The sequence below is a fragment of the Alkalibacterium thalassium genome, assembly GCF_900101165.1.
GTDB classification, from domain to species: domain Bacteria; phylum Bacillota; class Bacilli; order Lactobacillales; family Carnobacteriaceae_A; genus Alkalibacterium; species Alkalibacterium indicireducens.
In genome coordinates, this window is record NZ_FNFK01000031.1 from 1 (window position 1) to 22,973 (window position 22,973).

The 22,973-nt window shown below is 42.9% G+C and carries 27 protein-coding genes; 6 read left to right on the forward strand and 21 right to left on the reverse strand.

Features of this window, described 5'->3' with window-relative positions; all coding sequences use genetic code 11:
* Positions 1-441 (reverse strand): transposase (locus BLR76_RS07340; RefSeq protein ID WP_143009209.1); only part of this gene is annotated, 441 nt, incomplete at its 3' end.
* Positions 442-623: 182 nt separating this feature from the next.
* On the opposite strand from BLR76_RS07340, the gene BLR76_RS07345 reads away from it, so the two are divergent.
* The 3 genes from BLR76_RS07345 to BLR76_RS07355 all read left to right on the forward strand — a co-directional run bounded on the left by BLR76_RS07345 (position 624) and on the right by BLR76_RS07355 (position 2,388).
* Positions 624-959 carry a CHASE3 domain-containing protein gene (locus BLR76_RS07345; protein ID WP_091267440.1) on the forward strand — a complete coding sequence of 112 codons (336 nt, stop codon included), beginning with the start codon at positions 624-626 and terminating at the stop codon, positions 957-959.
* Positions 960-1,049: 90 nt separating this feature from the next.
* A complete protein-coding gene (locus BLR76_RS07350; protein ID WP_176759645.1) occupies positions 1,050-1,514 on the forward strand; it encodes a HAMP domain-containing protein in 465 nt (154 codons plus the stop codon).
* Complete coding sequence (locus tag BLR76_RS07355) at positions 1,507-2,388, forward strand: methyl-accepting chemotaxis protein (RefSeq protein ID WP_218121418.1); 882 nt, start codon at positions 1,507-1,509, stop codon at positions 2,386-2,388. The genes BLR76_RS07350 and BLR76_RS07355 overlap by 8 nt, the downstream gene beginning before the upstream one ends.
* A gap of 54 nt (positions 2,389-2,442) precedes the next feature.
* Here BLR76_RS07355 and rpmG read toward each other — a convergent pair whose 3' ends face one another.
* The 6 genes from rpmG to rpmF all read right to left on the reverse strand — a co-directional run bounded on the left by rpmG (position 2,443) and on the right by rpmF (position 5,513).
* Positions 2,443-2,592 carry a 50S ribosomal protein L33 gene (gene rpmG / locus BLR76_RS07360; protein ID WP_091267450.1) on the reverse strand — a complete coding sequence of 50 codons (150 nt, stop codon included), beginning with the start codon at positions 2,590-2,592 and terminating at the stop codon, positions 2,443-2,445.
* An 18-nt stretch (positions 2,593-2,610) separates the two neighbouring features.
* Positions 2,611-2,715: a putative metal homeostasis protein gene (locus tag BLR76_RS11815; protein WP_176759646.1), complete on the reverse strand. Its 105-nt coding sequence runs from the start codon at positions 2,713-2,715 to the stop codon at positions 2,611-2,613.
* A 70-nt stretch (positions 2,716-2,785) separates the two neighbouring features.
* Positions 2,786-3,835 carry a CobW family GTP-binding protein gene (locus tag BLR76_RS07365; RefSeq protein ID WP_091267452.1) on the reverse strand — a complete coding sequence of 350 codons (1,050 nt, stop codon included), beginning with the start codon at positions 3,833-3,835 and terminating at the stop codon, positions 2,786-2,788.
* A 41-nt stretch (positions 3,836-3,876) separates the two neighbouring features.
* Entirely contained in the window at positions 3,877-4,146 is a 270-nt protein-coding gene (gene rpsN, locus BLR76_RS07370) for a 30S ribosomal protein S14 (protein WP_091267455.1), read from the reverse strand.
* A 47-nt stretch (positions 4,147-4,193) separates the two neighbouring features.
* Positions 4,194-5,012 carry a ZinT family metal-binding protein gene (locus tag BLR76_RS07375; protein WP_091267457.1) on the reverse strand — a complete coding sequence of 273 codons (819 nt, stop codon included), beginning with the start codon at positions 5,010-5,012 and terminating at the stop codon, positions 4,194-4,196.
* Between the two features lie 327 nt (positions 5,013-5,339).
* A complete protein-coding gene (gene rpmF, locus BLR76_RS07380; protein ID WP_091267460.1) occupies positions 5,340-5,513 on the reverse strand; it encodes a 50S ribosomal protein L32 in 174 nt (57 codons plus the stop codon).
* Between the two features lie 177 nt (positions 5,514-5,690).
* On the opposite strand from rpmF, the gene BLR76_RS07385 reads away from it, so the two are divergent.
* On the forward strand, positions 5,691-5,912 hold the full coding sequence (locus BLR76_RS07385; RefSeq protein ID WP_091267463.1) for a hypothetical protein: 222 nt from the start codon (positions 5,691-5,693) through the stop codon (positions 5,910-5,912).
* A gap of 39 nt (positions 5,913-5,951) precedes the next feature.
* On the opposite strand, the gene BLR76_RS07390 is transcribed toward BLR76_RS07385, so the two are convergent.
* From BLR76_RS07390 to BLR76_RS07400, 3 genes are all read right to left on the reverse strand, one after another.
* Entirely contained in the window at positions 5,952-7,121 is a 1,170-nt protein-coding gene (locus BLR76_RS07390; RefSeq protein ID WP_091267465.1) for a hydroxymethylglutaryl-CoA synthase, read from the reverse strand.
* A 330-nt stretch (positions 7,122-7,451) separates the two neighbouring features.
* Positions 7,452-8,354, reverse strand: coding sequence for an NADP-dependent oxidoreductase (locus tag BLR76_RS07395; RefSeq protein WP_091267467.1), 903 nt, complete (start codon positions 8,352-8,354; stop codon positions 7,452-7,454).
* A gap of 37 nt (positions 8,355-8,391) precedes the next feature.
* Positions 8,392-8,715 (reverse strand): hypothetical protein, encoded by a 324-nt coding sequence (locus tag BLR76_RS07400; protein WP_091267469.1) that lies wholly within the window; start codon positions 8,713-8,715, stop codon positions 8,392-8,394.
* Between the two features lie 272 nt (positions 8,716-8,987).
* On the opposite strand from BLR76_RS07400, the gene BLR76_RS07405 reads away from it, so the two are divergent.
* Both BLR76_RS07405 and wrbA read left to right on the forward strand, forming a co-directional pair.
* On the forward strand, positions 8,988-9,395 hold the full coding sequence (locus BLR76_RS07405) for a YtxH domain-containing protein (protein ID WP_091267471.1): 408 nt from the start codon (positions 8,988-8,990) through the stop codon (positions 9,393-9,395).
* A gap of 702 nt (positions 9,396-10,097) precedes the next feature.
* Positions 10,098-10,706 carry an NAD(P)H:quinone oxidoreductase type IV gene (gene wrbA / locus BLR76_RS07410; protein WP_091267473.1) on the forward strand — a complete coding sequence of 203 codons (609 nt, stop codon included), beginning with the start codon at positions 10,098-10,100 and terminating at the stop codon, positions 10,704-10,706.
* Positions 10,707-10,758: 52 nt separating this feature from the next.
* Here wrbA and BLR76_RS07415 read toward each other — a convergent pair whose 3' ends face one another.
* The 11 genes from BLR76_RS07415 to BLR76_RS07465 all read right to left on the reverse strand — a co-directional run.
* On the reverse strand, positions 10,759-11,631 hold the full coding sequence (locus BLR76_RS07415) for a helix-turn-helix domain-containing protein (RefSeq protein ID WP_176759647.1): 873 nt from the start codon (positions 11,629-11,631) through the stop codon (positions 10,759-10,761).
* 175 nt (positions 11,632-11,806) lie between these two features.
* Positions 11,807-12,478 carry a phosphate signaling complex protein PhoU gene (gene phoU, locus BLR76_RS07420; protein ID WP_091267478.1) on the reverse strand — a complete coding sequence of 224 codons (672 nt, stop codon included), beginning with the start codon at positions 12,476-12,478 and terminating at the stop codon, positions 11,807-11,809.
* Positions 12,479-12,508: 30 nt separating this feature from the next.
* Positions 12,509-13,270 carry a phosphate ABC transporter ATP-binding protein PstB gene (pstB, locus tag BLR76_RS07425; RefSeq protein WP_091267479.1) on the reverse strand — a complete coding sequence of 254 codons (762 nt, stop codon included), beginning with the start codon at positions 13,268-13,270 and terminating at the stop codon, positions 12,509-12,511.
* Positions 13,270-14,085, reverse strand: coding sequence for a phosphate ABC transporter permease PstA (gene pstA, locus BLR76_RS07430; RefSeq protein ID WP_091267480.1), 816 nt, complete (start codon positions 14,083-14,085; stop codon positions 13,270-13,272). Before pstA ends, pstB begins: the two co-directional genes overlap by 1 nt.
* A 2-nt stretch (positions 14,086-14,087) precedes the next feature.
* Entirely contained in the window at positions 14,088-14,909 is an 822-nt protein-coding gene (gene pstC, locus BLR76_RS07435) for a phosphate ABC transporter permease subunit PstC (RefSeq protein ID WP_091267498.1), read from the reverse strand.
* Between the two features lie 189 nt (positions 14,910-15,098).
* Positions 15,099-15,986: a substrate-binding domain-containing protein gene (locus BLR76_RS07440; protein ID WP_091267483.1), complete on the reverse strand. Its 888-nt coding sequence runs from the start codon at positions 15,984-15,986 to the stop codon at positions 15,099-15,101.
* Positions 15,987-16,139: 153 nt separating this feature from the next.
* Positions 16,140-17,936, reverse strand: coding sequence for a two-component system histidine kinase PnpS (pnpS, locus tag BLR76_RS07445; RefSeq protein ID WP_091267486.1), 1,797 nt, complete (start codon positions 17,934-17,936; stop codon positions 16,140-16,142).
* Positions 17,933-18,640 carry a response regulator transcription factor gene (locus BLR76_RS07450; RefSeq protein ID WP_091267487.1) on the reverse strand — a complete coding sequence of 236 codons (708 nt, stop codon included), beginning with the start codon at positions 18,638-18,640 and terminating at the stop codon, positions 17,933-17,935. Before BLR76_RS07450 ends, pnpS begins: the two co-directional genes overlap by 4 nt.
* 630 nt (positions 18,641-19,270) lie before the next feature.
* Positions 19,271-21,166, reverse strand: a complete 1,896-nt coding sequence (mnmG, locus tag BLR76_RS07455; protein WP_091267490.1) for a tRNA uridine-5-carboxymethylaminomethyl(34) synthesis enzyme MnmG — start codon at positions 21,164-21,166, stop codon at positions 19,271-19,273.
* A gap of 56 nt (positions 21,167-21,222) precedes the next feature.
* A complete protein-coding gene (mnmE, locus tag BLR76_RS07460; RefSeq protein ID WP_091267493.1) occupies positions 21,223-22,611 on the reverse strand; it encodes a tRNA uridine-5-carboxymethylaminomethyl(34) synthesis GTPase MnmE in 1,389 nt (462 codons plus the stop codon).
* 78 nt (positions 22,612-22,689) lie between these two features.
* Positions 22,690-22,973, reverse strand: a 284-nt coding sequence (locus BLR76_RS07465; RefSeq protein WP_091267496.1) for a hypothetical protein, incomplete at its 5' end; no start/stop codon positions are given.

A 22,973-nucleotide genomic window follows, 5' to 3' on the forward strand; every position in this document is an offset into this window, starting at 1 on the left:
GTCAACTGCCGTTGCGTCAAGCGCAACGTTTTCTTCAAAAATAGCGAATTCGTTATGGATCAGTTGAAGGAGTTGATCATTCATGGTTTCCAGCACAGATAGATTATCGGCTAGGATACTCATCACACGAGAATAGGTTGCTTCGGATGGAATGGGATCTGAATAGAGAAATCCCACACTCAATTTCAAGCGAAGGTCGCTTTTCAAACGTGCAATCAGTGCTTTTTGTGTCGGAATGTTCTCATGGATACGCACCATCAAGGAACGGAGGAGCGCTTGATAGTTCAATTTGACGGGTGGACCCACACGAGATTCTTTTTCGAATAGAGCTAATACTTTTCCCCACTCAAGTGGGGAGAGAATTTCTTGGTATTTCTCCTGAACGTCAAGTTTTTCTAAAAAATCAATGTCAAATAAAGTGGGTTGTTGTATAATGGACATAAGGAATCCCTCCTGGAGTACGTGTCTTAGTCGACAACCTAATTGTACCATATGGGGGGGTTCCTTTTTTCTATGTTTTAAAAAAGTTGATTTATCAGGTGTTAAACACGACAAATAATTATGAAATTGGCTCAAATATCTTTTAACTCCAACCGATAATTTGATTAAAGGAGTGAAGTACAATGGAAATGACTTTAAATGACAAATCCGCAAAAAAAGAACAGAACAATCTATTAACTAAGCTTAAATCACTTGTCGCCTTCAAATCTCTGAGAGCTAAAATACTCTTCGGGTTCAGTATACTCATACTCATGGTGGCCGGGCTGACCTTCGAAGGTTACTTTGCTTTACACGACATGAACGATTCCATCGAACATTTAGCCGGTAACCATGTTAGTATAATGATTGCCAACGAACGTGCCGCTTTTTCACTAGCTAGACGTTCGACAAATGTCAGAGCTTATCTGATGACTGGAGAAGAACGCTATCGTGAGATGTTCGTGGAAAACGCTGAATAAAACTAGCCTTACTTTGACCGGATGGCTCAGCTCATACCAGGAGAAGAGATCGACCAGAACGTCCAGACCCATGATGATTGGACACAGCAAATGCTTACGAAAGTTTTTGATGTCTATGCAGCAGGAGACCCTGCGCTCGCAGAAGCAAATCTTGGTGAACTGGCTCCGACGACTACTGCTCTATTGAATGAGCTGTCTGACAGAGCAGTTGCTCGGGAACAGCAGATCAACCAGATGAGATCAGATATGATTGCCAGTGGTCAACAATCAATGATCTTTGACTTGATTATTTCCGTTATAGTTATCGTAATTTCAATCGTAATTGCCCTCGTTACTGCTCGATCGATTGCCAAACCAATAAACAAAGTTGTCGATAAAGTCGCACTAATTACAAATGGCGAGCTGCATACAGCTCCACTGAATATCCAGGCAGCCGATGAAACTGGTAAACTCGCTTCGTCTATAAATGAAATGGAAACAAGTTTGAGACAGATCATCACGAATATTTCAGATGCTTCCTATCAGCTTACTTTAAAACAGCAAGGAATTGTCTGAATCAGCTCAGGAAGTGATGTCAGGTACTGACCAGGTCGCGATGACCATGCAGGAACTGGCTGTCGGATCAGAAACTCAGGCAGGAAGCGCAAGCAAACTCTCAGTAATTATGGATTCATTTGTTCAGATGGTCAGCCAGACGAGCGACAATGGTGAAGCTATAACAAGTCTTTCCAGCAAAGTTCTTGAGGATACGACCAAAGGGAAGGAATTGATGGACGAATCCGATCAGCAGATGCACAAAATCGATAAGCTGGTCAAAGATTCTGTCACACGGGTCGACAAACTGGATGCACAGACACAGGAAATATCAAACCTGGTCGAAATCATTCAGGCGATTGCCAATCAGACGAACCTGCTTGCATTAAACGCCGCGATCGAAGCCGCCCGTGCAGGTGAACAAGGCAAAGGCTTTGCTGTAGTGGCAGATGAAGTCCGCAAACTTGCTGAAGAGGTCAATACTTCTGTCAAAGAAATCATTGGTTTCGTCGGCACGATTCAGGCAGAATCAAAGAATGTCAGCGAATCCCTTCAAGCTGGGTATAAAGAAGTTGCTGAAGGATCAATCAAAATCAGCGAGACCGGTCGAACTTTCAACACAATCACCCAGTCGCTTCACCGTATGTCAGACAGAATTACCGATATCAATACCAGTCTTCAGGATATCGAGCATAATACTATCGATATGAATACGTCTATTGAAGAGATTGCTTCAGTATCAGAAGAATCTGCTGCCGGTGTCGAACAGACATCCGCATCTGCCCAACAGATCAGCAGTTCTATGGAAGAAGTAGCTGGAAACGGCGGGAAAGTATCCCAACTCGTTGCACTTGCAGAAAATATGGATAACATCGTATCTAACTTCACATTATAAAAACAGACCTCTGGCTCTTTTACATTAAAAGAATCAGAGGTCTTTATTTATCAGTTATTTTGTTTCTCTAAATAAAGCTTTTCGTCTCAATTTCTGAGAGTATTTTTTTAATTCCAGACGTTCAGGGTTGTTACGGGTATTTTTACTTGTGATATATAGTCGTTCACCTGTTTCAACACACTCAAGAGTAACCGTCTTTCTCATATCATCTGACTCCTCTCTTTATTTTTTCATCTGTTTTATTATTTTTAGTCCTCTCCGGGCCGTTTTTTTGTTCGGGCTTTTCATCATACGGCGCGCAGTAGAGACATTTGTTTTCTCAGCCATAGACATTTCCTCCTCAATACTTGAATCTTGAATCGTTATAATTAATAGTTCAGGTTATCGATTTTCTTTACTATATTCCCAGTTCTTCCATAACTTCTTCTGTCAGAACACACCTCTTGAAGGCTAACTCCATCTCTTTCACTGGGAGATTTTTACCTATGAATACTAAAACAGATTCCTTTTCTTGGTCCCCCCACGGTTGTCCTCTTTCGGCCTGGAAGGTCATATTGACGCCTTGATAAACGATCTGATTCGGATCTTTATATAAGTGCAAAATGCCCTTATAACGCAGCAGATCCATACCATAAGTCATGATCAGTTCATTCATCCACATATCAATAAGTGTCGGATGAATAGGATCTTTCGCTTTAAGAGACAATGTCACGATATCGTCTGTGTGATGATGGTCATGATGATGGTGGTGCACCTCATGATCATGACCGTGGTCGTGGTCATGGCCTTCCTCTTCATCCACCTCGGTCATAACCTTTTCTCTTTTTTGTTCGTTGAACAATTCAAGACCAAGAACTTCTTTTATCGCTACTTCTTCTAAATTCAGGTGATCAATAGCCGCGAACGGGTTAAGAGCTCTCAGTTTCTGTTTTAAAGCGTGCAGCGTCTCATTGCTGACTGAATCCACTTTAGTCAATAACAGCTTATCCGCGAAAGCAACCTGATCTTTTGATTCTTCATAATGAGCCAGCTGGTACAATGCACTGCCCGCATCCACTAGTGTGATGACAGAGTCAATAGTGTAATGCTCCTGAAGAAAGGGATGACGCATAAATGTCTGAGCAATCGGACCGGGTTCAGCCAGCCCTGTTGTCTCGATAATGATCCGGTCGATCTGCACTGTCTGTTTTTCTCTAATAGAATAGATCGTCTGCAGCATATCTGATAAATCAGTCCTCAGAGTACAGCATAGACAGCCGTTATTCATCTGATAAACTTCCTCTTCAACATTGACTACCAAGTGATGGTCAACACCGACATCTCCGTACTCATTCACAATTACTGCTATTTTCTCATCCTGTGGCTGATACAACAGTTCATTGATCAGGGTCGTTTTTCCAGCTCCTAAAAATCCTGTGATAATCGTAACCGGTATTTTATTGTCCATAGTGATCAACCGCCTTTCCCTTTAGTGGTTTTCCATCAGAATTACCAGCTTGCTTTTTTCACACCGGGAATTTTTCCTTCATGTGCCAGTTTTCGAAAATTGATGCGTGACATGCCGAACTGTCTCATATATCCTCTAGGACGGCCGTCAATTCTATCACGATTCTGCAGTCTTGTCGGCGATGCATCTCTTGGAAGTTTTGAGAGACCTTCATAATCTCCTTTTTCTTTCAGTTCTTTTCTTAAAGCCGCATATTTTTCAACCGTTGCCTGCTGACGTTTCAATTTAGCGATTTTACTCTTTTTTGCCATGATCGGTTCCTCCTAGTCGTAATGGTTTATTTTTGGGGAGTCATTATTTAATGAGCCAGCATGTCCTGCACTAGTCCTTCTGAGTCAAGTTCAGATGGGTAATAGGTTGGCCAATTTGTTACTTCATCAATCAGTTCGTCATGGTCATCTCCCCAGTACAGGTGGAAGTGATCTGATTCATTCGGTGAAATAATATGATCACTGAACTGGATATATCGAGGCATCTCTTCACTACCTTCTACACTTGAAAAGATGAAGCGTACACCTCTGTTTCCTCTCTGGTAATTTAATACTTCATAGCCGTCATATTCGTACTCGGCTGTATAGTCATTACCATCCTGATAATAGAAAGTAAAACTGTCGTCTTCAATCACAATACGATCAACATCTGTTTCATATCCGATATCGTAGTATTCGACATAATCATCAAAGTCCATTGTGTCGCTCTCGGCTGCCTTAGCTTCGAAGACCTCATCCAGATCACCAGACTGAAGATAAGGGTAGACAGACTGCCAGTCCCCTTCCCAGTCGGACAAATCGCGGTCTCCAATTTCATCATTATAGAAGAACCCTCTATAGATGCGTCGTGTTGTTTCGTCATGTCCATGGTGTTCATTGATTTCAACCACTACCGGTTCTGATTCTTCAAGAACTTCTTCATCATCATTAACTAAAACCGCTTTGATCTGCAGTCCATCTAGTGTCGCCTCACGTGAGAAGCGTTCAGTTGTTTGAGCACTGATTAGACTCCATTCCTGATCGTCACTATCTCTTGTATGCCATTGCCACTGTGAATCTTCTGCAGTCTCTGAGCTAGCGACCAGCTCAACTTCGTCACCCGTATGATAGTGATGCGCCAGACCCATTATTTCGATGCCTTCTCCTGCTGACTGATTGGTGTCTTCTCCAGCAGTCTCTTCAGTATAAGATTGAGCAGCACTGGATTCCGGTTCTTCTTCAGTCGTACATGCGGTCAGTAGAAGAGCTGAAGCAAGAAATGCAGCCTACTTTATGTATGCTTTTGTCATAAAAAATCATCCTTTTCCTAAATCGTAATCATTACGATTTATAACTTTACATCCTTATGTTTGATCTGTCAAGAGAAATCGAAAATAAAAATAGTTTATTCCATTGCCGAATTATTTTTTAAATTTTTTAAATAAAAAAAGATGAGAGCAGTCTCTCACCTCAGTTTATTTAACCAGAATTTTTTTTCCATTGTAATAGCCATCTTTTGAAATTCTGTGGCTCATGCGGTATTCTCCTGTACTTGAATCTAAAGAAAGACCTCCAGGTACATTAGCTCCTTTATGTGTCCGTCTCTTTCTCTGCTTAGCTTTCGATGTTCTTCTTTTTGGTACTGCCATTGTATTTCCTCCTCATCAAATCGTAATAGTTACGTTTTAGAATTCTACTATACCTTTATATAATTATCAAGTATCTGATGAGTTTTCCTCTAATTCTCTTGAAAGTTGTAGGAAACACCTATATAGTTTAGTAAATCGTAATTGTTACGTTTTAATTTAAACAAAGGATTGAATAAAATGGATTTTTCAGAAGCACGCAGAAAGAAAGTTCGTGGAATGAGTAATGAAGAGTTTGTTCATTCTTATTTAGACGAGTGGCTTACAAGTGAAAGTATGGTTATTGTAAGTATAGGGAAAGATCAGATTGTAAAAACCTATCAGACCTCAGACTCCCAGCTCACAACGATAGGTCTGCTCGAACTTGCAAAACAGCAGATCATGGACAGTATGGACGAATAAAAAAGCACTGGCGCCTGCCCAGTGCTTTTATCATTCATTCTATTTAATGGCGTACATACGAATATTTTCTTTCATAGCAGCTAAATGAGCCTTTCCTACATTGACCTGCTCATTATCGATGTCCACATCTGATCCGTCTTTAGGCAACGCCTGTTCAAGAATCGTTTCGTATTCATCAATAGACAGCTCACGACGATCATCAAGCACAGTTTCATGCACTTCTTTATTCAGGAACTGTTTATAATCAGGCTTGACTACCCCGCTGAAGAATTCGCCCACCGCTCCGGAACCGTAACTGAACAAGCCGATACGTGCGCCTTCTTCCAGTTCAGGTCCCTGTTCCAGTAGTGACAGAAGACTCAAATATAAAGAGCCGGTGTAGACATTCCCTACTTGCTTATTGTAGTAGATACTGTCGTGATAAGAGTTCATCAGGCGCTTCGTTTCACTTTCATCTGCGTCTTCAGTCAGTGCAAGAATCGCTTTCTTGCCCATTTTAGTATACGGAAGGTGGAAACATATCGCTTCAAAATCACTCAATTCCCGACTGGTCTGTTCTTTGTAATTGTTCCATACTTCTTTCAAGAAGCTCAAATAAGCTTCATTTGAAAATTTTCCGTCCACAAAGGCATAGTCTGAATACAACGGGCGCCAGAAATCAGAAATATCTTTCGTCATTGACGCGCTGTCATTATCCAGTGACATGACTCGAGGGTTCTGTGAAAGAACCATCGCAACAGCTCCAGCTCCCTGAGTAGGTTCCCCACCAGTTTTCAGACCATATTTTGCAATATCCGAACCTAAAACGAGTACTTTACTTTCAGGATTCAATGCAATATGTCCCATCGCCATCTTGATTCCTGCTGTCGCTCCGTAACAAGCCTGTTTCAGCTCAACACAACGCGCATTTTTCTGAATACCTGTAAGCTGATGGACCCATACGGCACCAGACTTGGAGTGATCGACCCCTGACTCTGTCCCAAACAGGACAAAGTCGATAGCCGCTTTGTCTTCATCATCTAAAATAGATAACGCTGCATTTGCCGCCATACTGACCGAGTCGTGATGTAGTGGGGCAATAGCCATCTTTTCCTGACCAATACCGATCGTATACTTAGCAGGATCAACACCTCTGACCTCTGCTAATTTCTCCATATCTACAAAAACGTTTGGTGTGTAAAATCCAATCTTATCAATTCCTATATCCAACCGATTGTCCTCCTGTCGTCATTCTCACTATCTTAACTCTCATACAGTATAAATCAGCTTGTTTAAAATTTATTTAAGAAAATTAAAGAATGACTTATATCTCAATATAAGGGTCATTCATGCACGAAGTCAGACAGCGAACAGACCATAAAACCTATATTTGGCGTATTCGCTAGTCATTGTTACACCTTAATCGTCCATATATCCGTTTATAAGCGGTTCGACACCCCCTGCTATCTACAAGAGAAGCAAAAAGAGGTCGTTCGCTACGACGCAAACGGCCTCTCCTCTTATTCTAATTAAAATGTGCTTTCTTCTCCTGTTTCTGTGCTATTCAGGAAAAGTCAGAATGATTTTTCCACCTGCATGGCCTGTTTCACTCAATTCGTGGGCTTTCCTGACGCCTTCTTCCGTAAAGTCCAGCATCTCTGAAATGACCGGTCTGATTTTTCCTTCCTCAAGCCACTTGAGCAGATCTTCCAGCGCTTCTTTTTTGGGACTCATTGAGAAAAATTCTGCTTTAACGGCTGTATTTTCGTCGGGTTCTGCTGCAATCGACAGCAGGTGTCCGCCTTCTTTAATGACCGACAGACTTCTAGTCTGAACGTCTCCACCCACTGTATCGAATACAAAATCAACTGGATCAAGTATCTTTTCAAAAGCTTCTGACTTATAATCGACTGGACAATCTACACCAATATCCTTGAGTAGACTCTGGTTCTTGCCACTCGCCGTTGATGCCACCCAAGCTCCTTTGATCTTGGCGATTTGAACAGCAAGAGACCCTACGCCGCCTGAACCGCCATGTATCAGAACGCTCTGTCCTTCTTTAACTTGCCCTCGCGTAACTACCGCTTCATAAGCTGTCTGTCCGGCTAAAGGCATAGCTGCAGCTTCTTCGAAAGAGACCGTATCGGACAGGACCACAGCCCTGTCAGGATTGACTACAACAAATTCTGCGTATGTTTTCGTCCCGTTTGCCATGACGCGGTCCCCAACTTTAAAACCAGTCACATCATCGCCAACTTCTACTACCGTCCCCGATACATCTCCGCCAACGATCATTGGTGTCTTGCCGCCAAACAATCCTTTCCTGCGCTTAACATCAATCGGGTTGACACTTGTAGCAGCCATTTGAACGATCATTCGGTCCGGTTTCAGAGCCGGTCTATCGATGTCCTTCATCTGCAGCTTTTCTATTCCGCCAGCCTCGTCGATCACTATTGCTTTCATATTATAGCCTCCTGAAAAGTATTCTTCTTATCGTAGTTTACCAAAAAAACAGACCGCCGTGAGTGACTAAATTGATTGCTACTTTCGTTGTGAGTCCAGTAGCGATCCAATCTGCTTCCATTCGTTTCAGCATCGGGTCTCCATTTTCTGATATTGCACCGATCGCGTATTCTGACTGATACGGATGTCCGATCTTTTTCGACAGCAAAACGTCGAAGTTCAGCTGATGTTTGCGGACAATTTCTAAACCTAAGGGTACACCGTCTCTTGGAAGAGTGAGCACGACTGCATCTTTCATATCTGTATTATTAAGTTTTTCAGCCAGTTGTCTGCCTGCATCCTGTCTGTTATGAACAAGCATAAGATCCTCTCTTATTTTTTTCTTCTTGAGAGAGTGACTATTTCTTCCAAATCTACCATTGATTTTACTCACCATTTTTTGGGCCTGCTGCTTTTCATTCTTTACACATCGACTATAGCATATTATCTAATCCGGTCCATTCATATTCCTTTTCTATCCGAACGATAAGATTTTCAAATCTCTCGAGGGATTCTCTTTTCAAAAAAGTGAAGTTTGTTCTATAATGAGTAGAGAGAATTCAACATTATTTATTTGTCAGGGAGGAATGCACTATGTCATTTATTAAAGGCGCATTAATCGGAGCAGCTCTAGGATTACTGTTTGCTCCTAAAAGCGGGAAAGAAACACGTGACGATATCGCTCGTCGATTTGATGATTCAAAAAAACAGGCCAGTGAATACGCAGATAAAGCGAAAGTGAAATCTGGAGAATTGGCTCAAACTACGGGCGAAGCAACTGAAAACATTAAGCTGACTATTTCTAAGACAGCTCAGGAACTTCGCGATCAGTTGCATCATGCTTCTGAAGAAATCAGAAAAGAAGCGATGGATCTGAAAGACGAAGTCAAAGATACCACTGAAGAAGCTGCAGAAGAAGTATCTGCAGAAGTCGATCAGGCTACTGAAGATCTAAATAAAGATCATGACCATGGATCTAAAATTCCAGGCGAACCTGGCTAGGTCTTTTACTCAATAGTCTGAAATAGATGAGCGAACTTAACAAGCCAGTACCAGCAGGACTTCCTGTTGGTACTGGCTTGTTTTTTCTGTCTCTTCTTGTGGATTTCATGAAGAGTTTACTCATTAGAGGCTATGTACTAAATGCTTACGCTATCTGTTCACCCTAATTTATTGCTGAACTGCCTTTGGGCTACTTATAGTTAATTGGGTCAAAGGTGTGCTGATCTATAAGTAGACCTCGTCTACTTATACCTTATTCCATGATTTTGCTCTGAATTACCGCTAGACCGTCTCTACTTGCATCTTATTATATTTTGTCGCCCCAAACTGTCACTAGACTGCTTCTAGCTATACCTTATTTTATGATTTCGCTCCGAACTATCATTAAAACACCGCTAATTATACCTTATTCCCTAACGCTACTATTAAACTAGCACTAACTCTCCAGCTACTTACACCTTATTTATGACTTTTGACTCTGAACTACAAGTAGCTCTCCCAAGATCCTTCAAAGTCACTAAAGGAATTGCCAGCTCATCGAATCCAGGAAATAAACCTGCTAAACCACATTGAACTTTTTTAGAAAAACGATTTACAGTTATCAGTTGACACTTCAATCGATTTGAGTTACTATACAAAGGTAAGTAATACGAATTAGAGATAATCTACTTCGAAACACCAACTAAAAAGGAGCACATACACATGTCAGTTAAACTATCTATAATTTATTACAGCTCAACAGGTACAAACTATCAACTTGCTCAGTGGGCGAAAGCTGCTGCAGAAGCTAAAGGAGCAGAAGTAAGACTAGTCAAAGCATCTGAAACTGCGCCAATGGGAGCCATTGAATCAAACCCTGCATGGAAAGAGCATTACGAAGCGACTAAAGATGTTCCTGAAGCAACTTCAGATGACATCACTTGGGCAGACGCACTTTTATTCAGCGTTCCTTCACGTTTCGGAACAATGCCATCTCAGATGAAACAATACATCGATTCACAAGGTGGGCTGTGGGCAACTGGACAGACAGTGAACAAAGTTGTCAGTGCCATGTCTTCTGCTCAGAACCCTCACGGTGGACAGGAAGCAACCATCCTTTCACTATACACTTCAATGATGCACTGGGGCGCAATCATCGCGGCTCCTGGTTACTCTGATCCAGTATTATTTGGAGCTGGCGGAAATCCTTACGGTACATCTGTCACTGTAAGTGGTGAAGGTGAAATGCAGGAAGACGTTAAAGGTGCCGTTGAGCACCAGGTCAACCGTACTCTTGATATCACTTCAATGGTCGTTAACAGCTCAAACTAATTCAATCTATTCAAAAAGATCAGCTTCCCCGACAGGGAGAGCTGATCTTTTTCTATTCTATGCGTTTATTCCGTTCTACTGCTGACTGAAGCTGTTCCTGAGCCAATTTAGTAATCAGCAGGTACTTTTCATTCTGCTGAATATCAAAGACGGTCTGAGCTTTTTTGTAAGCATCCAGTGCTTCATCTCTATGACCCAGCTTCTCCAGACACGAGCCTTTATAGTAGAAAAAGTCGCCTAATAAAAACAAAGTCTTCTTCTCTATAACCAGCTCCAGCCCCTGCATGACTTTGTCCAGACAGCTGGAATACTTGCCTTCTCTGAACAGACAAATTGAATAGTTAAGCAGCAATTTTGCTTTCTTTTCATGGTTCATCCATTCTGCAAATGAGTCGAACCCTTTCTGATAGTAAGCTTCTGCCAGGTCGTACTGTTTCTTTCTCAAATACTGATTTCCAATACTGTCAATGACTTCAACTCGTAGTTCTCCATTTTTTACATCGGTTTCCAATTCAATCAGATAGTCAAGAGCCTTATCGTTATCCCCGTCACGATAAGCGTATAACAATCCCTGTATCCAGTTAAAGAAATCTCTTTCTTCACCTATCGTCTTTTCGATAAGTTCTTCATTCGATTCGATCAGATACGAGACTGATTCATACTCTCTTCTTTCAAGGTGCTGACGAATAATGCGGCACAGCTGTGCTGTTTGAGAATAACGGCTCTCGATCGAATCTTCCCCATAAAAATAATGAATCGATACGGCCAGCCGTTCCGCTACTTTCTCCATCAGTTCCCGACTTGGTCTGACTTTCTTCTTTTCGATACGGCTGATCATGGCTTGAGTACAGATACCATCGGCCAGTTCCGCTTGCGTCATTTTAATTTCTTTTCTTCTTGTCTTAATCTTCTCCCCTAATTTCATACCCCTTTTTCCTCTCATTATATTACCATTATAATATCAGTTATATTAAAATATTATACACAAAACCTCATTTATTAGCTAGAGGAAGTTGGATAAAACCCAGTCATTTTATGAAAAAAAGGAATGAACAGGATTTCGGCCCCTCCATTCCTCGCTTTCACCCTTTATAGGCTTATTATGAGTAGTTATGGTGTGTATTCAATTCCTGTATTTCTCCTGTTTCAAAATAAAGGATCCATTCAGATATATTCGTAATATAATCGCCCATTCTTTCAATATAGGTGCTGACAAGAATGTAGTCTGTGGCGCCCAGAACAAGCTCCGGATCCTGACGCATCTCATCGATGCTGGCTTTTTTAATTTCATCGGCCAGCGTATCAATGGCTTCATCCTTATGCGCAATCTCTCTGGCTTTTTGAGTATCATACTTGATATAGGCATCAATAATCTCCTGACCCATCACCTTAATTTTTTCTCCAGCTAGAGAAATTTTATTTTCAATTGTCGCATTGCGTTTATTCCCTTTAACTCTAATGGTGGATTTTGAGATGGATACAGCATGGTCGCCCATTCTTTCCAAGTCAGCGCAGGCTTTCATCACTGTGATGATCTTACGCAGATCTGCTGTAACTGGCTGCTGCAAAGCAATCAGTTCAATACAATCGTGTTCAAGCTGATGTTCCATTTCATTGATCTTTATATCTTCATCAATGACTTGCTTAGCCAGCTCTTTATCATGATTCGCAAAAGCTTTGATCGATTTATAGATGGCTTCATTAACGCGGTTCCCCATCTGAAAAAACTGACGATGCAGTTTTTCGAGTTCCTCATCATACGCTCGTCGCATAATATTCTCTCCTTTTATTCCTGAAAGCAATTACCCGAATCGCCCAGAAATGTAGTTATCTGTTTCTGTTTCGCTAGGATTCGTAAAGATTTTACGAGTTTCATCCTGTTCAATAATATTCCCATTCAGGAAGAAGGCTGTACGGTCTGAAATACGTGACGCCTGCTGCATATTGTGTGTGACCATTACGATGGTATATTCATTTTTCAGTTCAGACACGAGATCTTCTATCTTAGACGTGGAAATAGGGTCAAGGGCACTTGTCGGCTCATCCATTAAGAGAACCTCCGGCTCTACCGCTAGTGCACGTGCAATGCAGATTCTCTGCTGTTGTCCCCCAGAAATAGATAACGCATTTCTATCCAAATGATCTTTGACTTCATCCCAGATAGCTGCCTGCTTCAAGCTCTTTTCTACAATCTCATCCAGTTCACTTTTGTTCTTTATCCCATGCGTTCTTGGGCCAAAGGCAATATTATCATAGATACTTTTTGGAAAAGGATTGGGTTGCTGAAAGACCATTCCCACTCTTTTTCTCAAATTGTTCAGCTCGACTTTTCTGCTGTAGATGTCTTTTCCATCAAGCTCAACGGTTCCTTCAATTCGGCAGTTTTCAACCAGATCGTTCATACGGTTGAGCGTTTTGATCAGCGTCGATTTACCGCAACCGGACGGGCCGATAAAGGCTGTAATTTCTTTTTCGTAAATATCGAGATCGACACCATGAAGGGCTTCGAAATCTCCGTACCAGAGTTTTAAATCTCTGACTGTTATTTTATTTGTTCTAGACATTATTTTCCTCCTCCAGCCAATCGTTTACTGACTAGTGTCGATAACGCATTGATCACTAGAACAAACACAAGCAGAACGACTGCTGTTGCATAGGCTTCATTAACGTGACGCCCTTCCTGAGACAGTATATACATATGAAGAGACAGTGTTCTTCCGGAAGCGAAGAGACTGCCTGGTAGGTTCGTTGCTGTTCCAAGAGTGAACATAAGTGCTGCTGTTTCACCCACGATTCGACCAGTAGCCAGAATGACACCCGATAATATACCAGGCATAGCCACTGGCAGGACCACTTTGAACAAGGTTCTCAGTTTCCCTGCTCCAAGCGCATAACTGGCTTGTCTGATAGGCATACCTGTGGCAATCAGTGCCTCTTCAGTCGCTCGAATAATGACAGGCAGCGACATAATCGTGACCGTCAGAATACCTGCAATCAGTGAAAATTGGAACTCCAGGAAAATAACGAAGAAAAGCATACCGAATAAGCCGTAAATGATTGACGGGATTCCAGCCAGAGTGTCTGTAGCCATTCCGACTGCTCTAACCACTGGATTTTTTCTGTCAGCATAGTCCACCAGATAAAAGCCTGTGAACACGCCGATCGGAGTCGCAATCAGTAAGGTGCCCGCAACGACCATCAGTGTCGTCATCAGCGCCGGCATCATTGATACATTGGATGTGCTGTACTGCCATGAAAACAGAGAGGGCGTCAGAAATCTGACTCCGTTAATCAGAATGTAAATAACCAGATAGCCCAGCATGCCGAAAGTAAAAACTGACGATGCATAGACTAGACCTTTCATTAGTTTACTTACCATGATTATTTAGCCTCCCTTGTTTTCATAATCAGAAATGTCGTGTTGATGATCATAATGAAGACGAACAAGACGACACCTGTTGCGACTAAAGCATCCCTATGCTGACCGGATGCATAGGCCATTTCCATAACAATATTCGTAGTCAGCGTTCTGACCCCTTCCGTAAGCCCTCTAGGCATTAACGGTTGGTTTCCGGCAACCATGACCACTGCCATCGTTTCACCAATTGCCCGTCCGACTCCCAATACGATACTTGAGAAAATACCAGATTTGGCAGCTGGAACGACAACTGAGAAAATACTTCTTTCGTGGCTGGCACCCAAGGCCATGCTTCCTGAAAAGTACGAACGGGGCACAGAGCGGATCGCTGCTTCAGATAAAGAAATGACTGTCGGAAGAATCATGATGGCAAGCAGGAGTATCGCTGCCAGCATACTGTTACCTGGACCGCCGAATATGCCACGAATTTGTGGAACGATGATTCTCAGTGCAAAAAATCCGTAAACAATAGAAGGAATTCCTGCCATTAAATTAACTGCAGGCTTTAAGAATGCATAAAGTCTCTTCGGACAGAATTCCGCCAAAAAAACAGCCGTCATGACACCGATTGGCACACCTAGACCTACTGCACCCAGTGTTACTAGTATAGAACCTGTAATCATAGGTAAGAGGCCGAACGTGGTCCGATTCCAGGTGGTTCCGAAAACGAAATCAGTCAAGCCATACTCGAACATCATAGGCAAGCCATTAGTAAAAATAAAAATTACGATCAGTAGGAGAGACAAAATAGAAGTGAATGCCGCCATGAAGAAGATCCCATGCATGATTTTTTCCTTCCAATCCGTCCTCGCTGTTTTTCTGACGGGAGGACGACGCTTAGTTTTCCCCGCTGCCCCTTCATTCATGTGTTCCATAAGTAAAATCCTTTCTCAATTACAGTACAAGAGGGCTGCCGAACAGACGCATTATCTGTTCTGCAGACCCCTCTTTCCTATCTGTTTAAATGCTGTTGATTAATCTAAAATCTCTGCCCATGTTGAGAAATCACCTCTGAAGATGTCTGCAACTTGATCCATGCTTAATGATTCAAGTGGGTTATCCGGGTGGACAACGACTGCGATTCCATCATGTGCAACAGCTCTTACTTCAGTTACTTGACTTGTTTCGTCATCATCAAGGTCCCTTGATGCCATACCGATATCGGACGTTCCTTCAATTACAGAAGTGACACCTGCACCAGATCCAGTTGAGTGAACAGCGATTTGTACGTCAGGATGAATCTCCTGATACGCTTCTGCCATTGCTCCAACAACTGGGTATACTGATGTTGATCCGTTAACAACGATCGATCCACTTAAGTCAAGATCGCTTCCTTCGTATGCTGGAGCATCGGTATCAGAAGGAATGTAGCCCACTTCGTTAACAATAGCCTGTCCTTCAGCTGAAAACATAAATTCCCAGAAGTCAGCAGCAACATCATCCAGATCTTCTCCAATAATGACGTTGAAGTTACGTGCAATGTCGTAGTCGCCAGCAAGGATATTCTCTTCATTCGCGTCAACACCATCAATTTGAATTGCTTTCAGTGAATCGGTCAGAGTTCCAACTGAAGTATACCCAATGGCATACAAGTCGTCTGCTACTGTACTGTTGACTGCGTTCGTTCCTTGTTGAGCTGTTGCTTCAGCTGAAATCAGATCGTTATCACCATCATCGAGTCCAGTTAATTCAGCAAAAGCGTCACGCGTTCCTGAACCGACTTCACGAGTAACTAAGTGCAGATTTGTTGAGTTATCAAAGTCTCCTCCGTTTGAAGCTCCTTCGCTTCCAGTGTCAGCACAAGCGGCCAGAGTTGTTGCGGCTAAACCTACGATAGATAGCAGTTTGATATGTTTTTTCATGTTAATCTCCTTTAATGGATAAATTAAGACATCTCCTGTCTACAGTCCTTATATTAAATGTCGACTGTGTACTTTGGTTGGATTTATTGTCGATTTTATGTAAAGTAATGTAAATATCGTGTAAAGAAACCCACGACTCATTGGACAGGTGTCCTAAAGTCGTGGGTTAAATTTATTCTCTTCATGTTTTAAAGGAAGCCAGATGGTAAAGGTACTCCCTTTATTTTCTTCGCTGTCTAATGTGATGCGCCCCTGATTATTTTCAATCAGCCACTTCACAATAGCCAGACCCAGTCCAGTTCCACCAGCATTCCGACTTCTAGCCTGGTCTACCCTGTAAAAGCGTTCAAAGATCCGCGACTGACTCTCTTTAGGAATACCAAGGCCGTTGTCACTGACGGTTATCACGGCTTCGTGGTCTGTCCGATCAATGGTAACGCCGATCCATCCTTTATTCGACGTGTAGGTGACAGCATTTCCAATCAGGTTGATCAGAATCTGCTTCAGCTGGTCCCGGTCGATTTCCAGTAGGACGGCTTCATTTTCCACCACATTGAGTGTGATCTGTTTCAAATCCACTTTCTGATGAAGGATGTTTCTGACCTCATCTGCGACATCCTTTATCCGTACATCCTGAATGACTCCCTGAACTTTATGCTGCTCAAGTCTGGAAAGCTGTAGAATATCCTGGACCATCAAATCCAGACGTGTCGACTCTTTATGAATGATTTTCAGAAATTCCACAAGCACTTCTTCATCCTCAAGAGCCCCATCCAAAAGCGTTTCGGCGAAACCTTTCACTGCAGTAATCGGTGTTCTTAGCTCATGAGAAACATTGGCTACAAAATCAGTCCGAACTTTTTCAAGCCGTCTGATTTCGGTAATATCATACAGCAGCACAATATGATTGATGGTCTCTTTTGACTGATTCAAAATTGGGACGACATTGACATCCACGACCTTTTCCTCAGGGTACAGCAAAGTCGTTTCCTTATTCTGCAGGCTCTGCTCCTGAATCGCTCGAGTTATCAAGTCGATCAAAGCCGTGCTGTGTAGTCCCTCTTCATAAGACATCCCGATTTTACCGTAAAGATCTTTCCCTACGATTTCATTCATAACAGGGTTGACCATGGTGATATTTCCCTGATTATCTACGAGCATCACCCCAATAACTAGATGGTTGACCAGTTCCTTGAGCTGGGTCTGATTCTGATTGATTTCCTGCATCTGATAGTCAAAGTTCGTGGCCAGGTGATTAATGGCAAGCCCTAACTCATCGATTTCTTTATAGGAGTGCTCCCGGTATCGGCTTGAATAATCCTGAATCCTCAGTCGTTCAGTAATTTGTTTCATTTTTTCAATCGGATCGCTTATTCTCTTTGTCCAGTAATTGGTAAACAGCAGCGCGACCAGAATGGAAATGATCGTAAACAAGGCAAGCGTCTGAATGAAATGGTCAGTCAGTCCACCCATCTCCTCTACATTTTTAGAGAGCCGGAGAAAACCAATCAACTCTCCTTCTGTATTTACGACATCCGTAGCAACGTAGTAAAGAACTTCTCCTGTACTTTCGCTCGTACGATTGAATGTTCCAATCGATTCTCCATCAAGTACCTGTTGAATTTCAGGCCGATTGAGATGATTTTCAAGTACCTCTTCCTGAGCTCGAGTATCGTAAATGACCTCTCCTTCAGGCGAGATGAAGGTAATTCGTTCAGTAATCACTTCAGCCGTTTGATCCAACTGCAGATTTACAAGATTCAGATCATCTTCGAACTGCGATGCATCAAGTTGGCTCGATAAGGTTAACAATTGAGACTGAAGATCCTCTCCCTGCTGCTCAATAGCCTGCCGCTGAAGGATGGATGAAATAAGATAAAGAAATAATAGGGTGAACAGCACAAGAACGAGCATAAAAAAACCGAGGATCCTGGCTCTCAGCTGTTTCATTTCGGCGCCTCCAGCTTATAACCGAACCCTCTGGCCGTTTTCAGATAGACCGGTTTCTTGGGGTCTTCTTCGATTTTTTCCCGCAGATGACTGATGTGCATGTCAACGATTCGCGTCTCTCCGGCAAAGTCAAAGTCCCAGACCGACTGGAGCAGCTGCTCTCTGTTGAGAATACGCCCCTTATGTCGAGCGAGGTAAAGAAGCAACTCAAATTCTTTAGGTGTCACTTCCTGCTTTTCCCCTCTGACAGACACTTCATACTGATCAGGAGAAATAACGATATCACCGATGATAATGTCTTCCGTCAATTCGTCTGACTGTTCCATCGATGCACTGTTTCTCTCCATACGTCTGAAAATAGCTTTCATTCGTGCAGTGACTTCTCTAGGGCTGAACGGCTTAGTCATGTAATCGTCTGCCCCCAGTTCCAGTCCGACGATTTTATCAATCTCTGAATCCTTAGCCGTCAGCATGATGATTGGTGCATCGACTTTTTCTCTTCTCAACTCCCGGCAGACATCCATCCCGTCCATCTCCGGAAGCATCAAATCGAGAAGGATGATATCGTAGGAATTGCTGAGTGCCATCTCGTACCCTTCTTTTCCATCCATTGCCCCAGAAACCTCATAGCCTTCTTTCTCCAGGTTATACTGCAGAAGCTTCAAAATAGACTGCTCATCTTCAACTATTAGAACTTTTTTCATTTGCTCCCTCTTTCTCCTCATGACTGGTCTTGTTGATTATTTAATTTGATTTTACATGAATGTGCGTTTCGGGAATAGAATTTCTATTCCATTCTGCTCGAATTTCTCAAAAATTTTAATTCTCAAGTCACTCGGAATTTTGAATTCCCGCTCGTCAGATTGTGTTTCAAGCTAGAACCAGACAGTAAAATCTAACGAAGAATCACCAAATTATTCGAAAAAGACTCTCGGTTCCGGTTCTTTGAGGATATTATTCCATTTTTCTTCTCGCAGTTCAATAACAGATTCTTCAATCAGCCGTCTGACGCGTGCTACATCGCTATCGTAAGAATATATTGACAGACTGCACCGGACAATGTTCTGACCTAATATGTTCTAAGATAAAATCCAGCAATCAATACTTTTCCAAATATAGTTTATAGTTTCTGAAGCGGCTTTTCATCTTCAGTTTTGTTCTTGGCAAGATTAGAACGAACGACTCACTTAGTATACTACTAACTCAAATTCATTTATCGACAATCTGATCCACCTTTGTTAGTCGGTCTATCAACTAAAAAACACATTCTTCCGAACAGGTCTAATTCGTTTGACGAATCATGTCCGGAGAATGTGTTTTTTTCTATAATTTTATTATGAGGCGTTGACCTTCTGGATGTCCCCTTGTTCGACATAGACCATCAGAATAGAGATGTCTGAAGGATTCACACCACTGATACGACTGGCTTGGGCAATCGTTTCAGGTTGAATTTTCGTCAGCTTTTCTTTAGCTTCAGTGGCGAGGCCATTGATCGCTGAGTAGTCAATGCCATCTGGAATACGCTTGTTTTCCATTCGCTTGACTTTATCCGCTTTTCTGATCGCTTTATTTATATAGCCTTCGTACTTGATGAAAATTTCAACTTGTTCTTTGACGTGTTTCGGCAGTGCCTCTTCAGTCGGAGCAAAGCTGAGAATGTCATCATATTTAACATAAGGACGTTTCAGGAAGTCGTAGACCAGCATGCCGTCTTTGAGCTGTGGTTCACCTTTTTCTTCAAGGTAGTCTGCCACTTCGCTCGGTTTTACACGTATAGTTTTCAAGCGAGCCAATTCATTTTCAGTCTGTTTTTTCTTCAGCATGAAGGCCTCGTAGCGTTCTTTGGTCAGCAGCCCGAGTTCGTATCCTTTTTCAGACAGTCGGAAATCAGCATTGTCATGACGTAAAAGCAGACGGTATTCCGCGCGTGAAGTCAACAGACGATACGGCTCATTAGTTCCTTTAGTGACCAGATCATCGATCATAACTCCGATATAAGCTTCATTTCGCTTAGGTACGTAGGCTTCTTCACCTTTTACCAGACGAGCTGCATTGATACCGGCAATCAGACCTTGTCCACCAGCTTCTTCGTATCCTGATGTTCCATTCATCTGGCCGGCAGTAAACAGGCCGCTGATGCGCTTAGTTTCAAGAGATGGACGCAATTGATACGGTTTGACGACATCGTACTCAATGGCATAACCGGTACGCATCATCTGAGCATTCTCTAGCCCTTCGACGGAACGCAGCACGGCCAGCTGCACATCTTCCGGAAGAGAAGAGGACAGACCTTGAACGTAAATTTCGTCCGTGTTTGCGCCTTCCGGTTCCAAGAAAAGCTGATGTCGTGGTTTGTCACTGAAACGGACCACTTTGTCTTCAATAGACGGGCAGTAGCGGGCACCTACTCCTTCAACGATACCCGTAAACATTGGTGCGCGGTGAAGATTTTCTCGGATGATGTCATGAGACACGGTACTAGTATAAGTCAGCCAGCAAGAGACCTGTTCCTTAAGATAATCTTCGTCAGGTGTTTCAAAGCTGAAATGGTTCGGCTCAGCATCTCCAGGCTGTTCTTCTGTTACCGTGTAGTCGATCGATGACTTGTGGATACGCGGTGGCGTACCGGTTTTAAAACGGTCCAGTTCAAAGCCAAGCTCAAGCAGATTTTCAGATAGCTTGACGGAAGGCTGTGTGTTGTTCGGACCTGATGAGTATTTCAGTTCACCAATAATGATCTCCCCACGTGAAGACGTTCCGGCAGTGAGTACCACTGCATCCGAACGATAAATCGCTCCAGCATTGGTCTTCACACCTTTGATCACATCATTTTCGACAATCAGTTCATCGACGATCCCTTGCTTCAGTTCAAGGTTAGGTGTCCGTTCGATAGTTTTTTTCATTTCGTTAGAGTACAGATATTTATCGGATTGGGCTCTAAGTGCTCGGACGGCTGGACCTTTTGCTGTGTTTAGCATACGCATTTGAATATAGGTCTTATCCGTGTTGCGTCCCATTTCGCCACCGAGGGCATCGATTTCTCTTACTACGATTCCTTTTGCCGGTCCACCGATTGATGGGTTACAAGGCATATGGGCAATCATATCCAGATTGATGGTGATTAGTAGAGTTCTGGCACCCATTCGAGCGGAGGCTAGCGCAGCTTCAGATCCTGCATGTCCAGCACCAACAACAACGACATCGTAGTGGCCTGCTTCGTAAGTTTGCATCGCATGATTCCTTTCTATTTACCAGTCTTTTTAATTCATGTCAAATTAGTTAGTCATTATTTTCCTAAACAGAACTGGCTGAACAGCTGAGTGATCAGCTCGTCCTGTACGCTGTCTCCAGTGATTTCACCGAGCAGATCCCAGGCACGCGTCATATCGATCTGTACCAGATCCACCGGCATCCCTGTCTCGATGCCTTCGATGACATCATCAAATGCTTCGATCGTATCATTCAAAAGAGCGATATGGCGGATATTCGATACATATGTCGCATCCTTCTCACCGGTGTTTCCGGCAAAGAAGAGATCCGCTATCTTGCCTTCTAGCTCCGTCAGTCCTGCCTGAGTCACTATGGACGTGTAGACGATACTGGACGGATCGACCATCGTTTTCAGTTCATTCAGATCCAGCTTATTCTCAAGATCCATTTTATTTAAAATAATGATCCGGTGGTGCTCTTCAGTGGCTTTAAGCAGCAGCTTGTCTTCTGGCGTCAGTGGTTCGCTTTGGTTGAACACCAGCAAAACGAGATCCGCATCGCTCAATGCTTTACGGCTTCGCTCCACACCGATGCGCTCAACAATATCTTCTGTTTCGCGAATACCGGCTGTATCAATCAATCGTAGTGGCACACCTTTGACACTGACATATTCTTCTATGACGTCTCGCGTCGTTCCGGCGATTTCAGTAACAATTGCCTTCTCTTCTTTAAGCAGGACATTCAACAGACTTGATTTCCCGACGTTAGGTCGCCCGATGATTGCGGTAGCCAGACCTTCTCTCAATATCTTTCCCTGACTCGCTGTTTCCAGCAGAGATTCGACCTGCGCTTTGACCTGTGCTGCTTTCTCGACTAGAAGCTTGGAGGTCATTTCTTCTACATCATCGTATTCAGGATAGTCGATATTGACTTCCACCTGAGCTAATGTATTAAGAATTTCCTGCCTCAAGTTTCTGATCAGCCGGGACAGGTTTCCGTCCAGCTGAGTGACGGCCATATGCATAGCCTTGTCAGTCTTGGCACGGATGACATCCATCACGGCTTCAGCCTGTGAGAGGTCGATCCGGCCATTTAAAAAGGCCCGTTTAGTGAATTCTCCCGGCTCTGCCAGTCGCGCCCCGTTGCTCAAAACGGTTTCCAGAACTTTATTGACGGAAACGATACCCCCGTGCGTATTTATTTCAACAACATCTTCTCTTGTATAGGTCTTCGGTGCCCGCATGATCGACACCATGACTTCATCAATTGGTTCAGCTGTTTTAGGATTGACGACTCGGCCGTAATGAATTGTATGCGACGCCTGTTCCTTCAAATTCTTGCTGCCAAGCTGATAGATCCTGTCTGCAATCTCCAGCGCTTCATCTCCACTGATTCGGACGATCCCAATCCCGCCTTCTCCAGGTGGGGTAGAAATTGCCGCAATCGTATCAAATTCTATAGCCATACTATCTATCCTTCCCACTTTTTATTCATAAAAAAAGCTTCGGCTACGCCTTCGCCCTTTTGGGATAGTGCGTAGCCATTACTTTTTCAGTTCTGAATTATCGTAGACGATACCTTGAATACTCTTATAGTAAACAGGAACCATCTCATTTCCACATCTTTCACAACTAAATCTAGGTGGATCCATTGGGTCTCCACCATCTAGAACATCAAATTGTTTGACTATATCCTTTGGAATCTCCTCTATCTCTTGACACGTGCGACAGATAAATTCAACGTTTTTTATTGCTTTCTTTTTCGAGTTTATCCCAGCTGAACCGATATTTTTCAATAGCTTTTCGCGTTGCTTCTTTTTTCTTATAT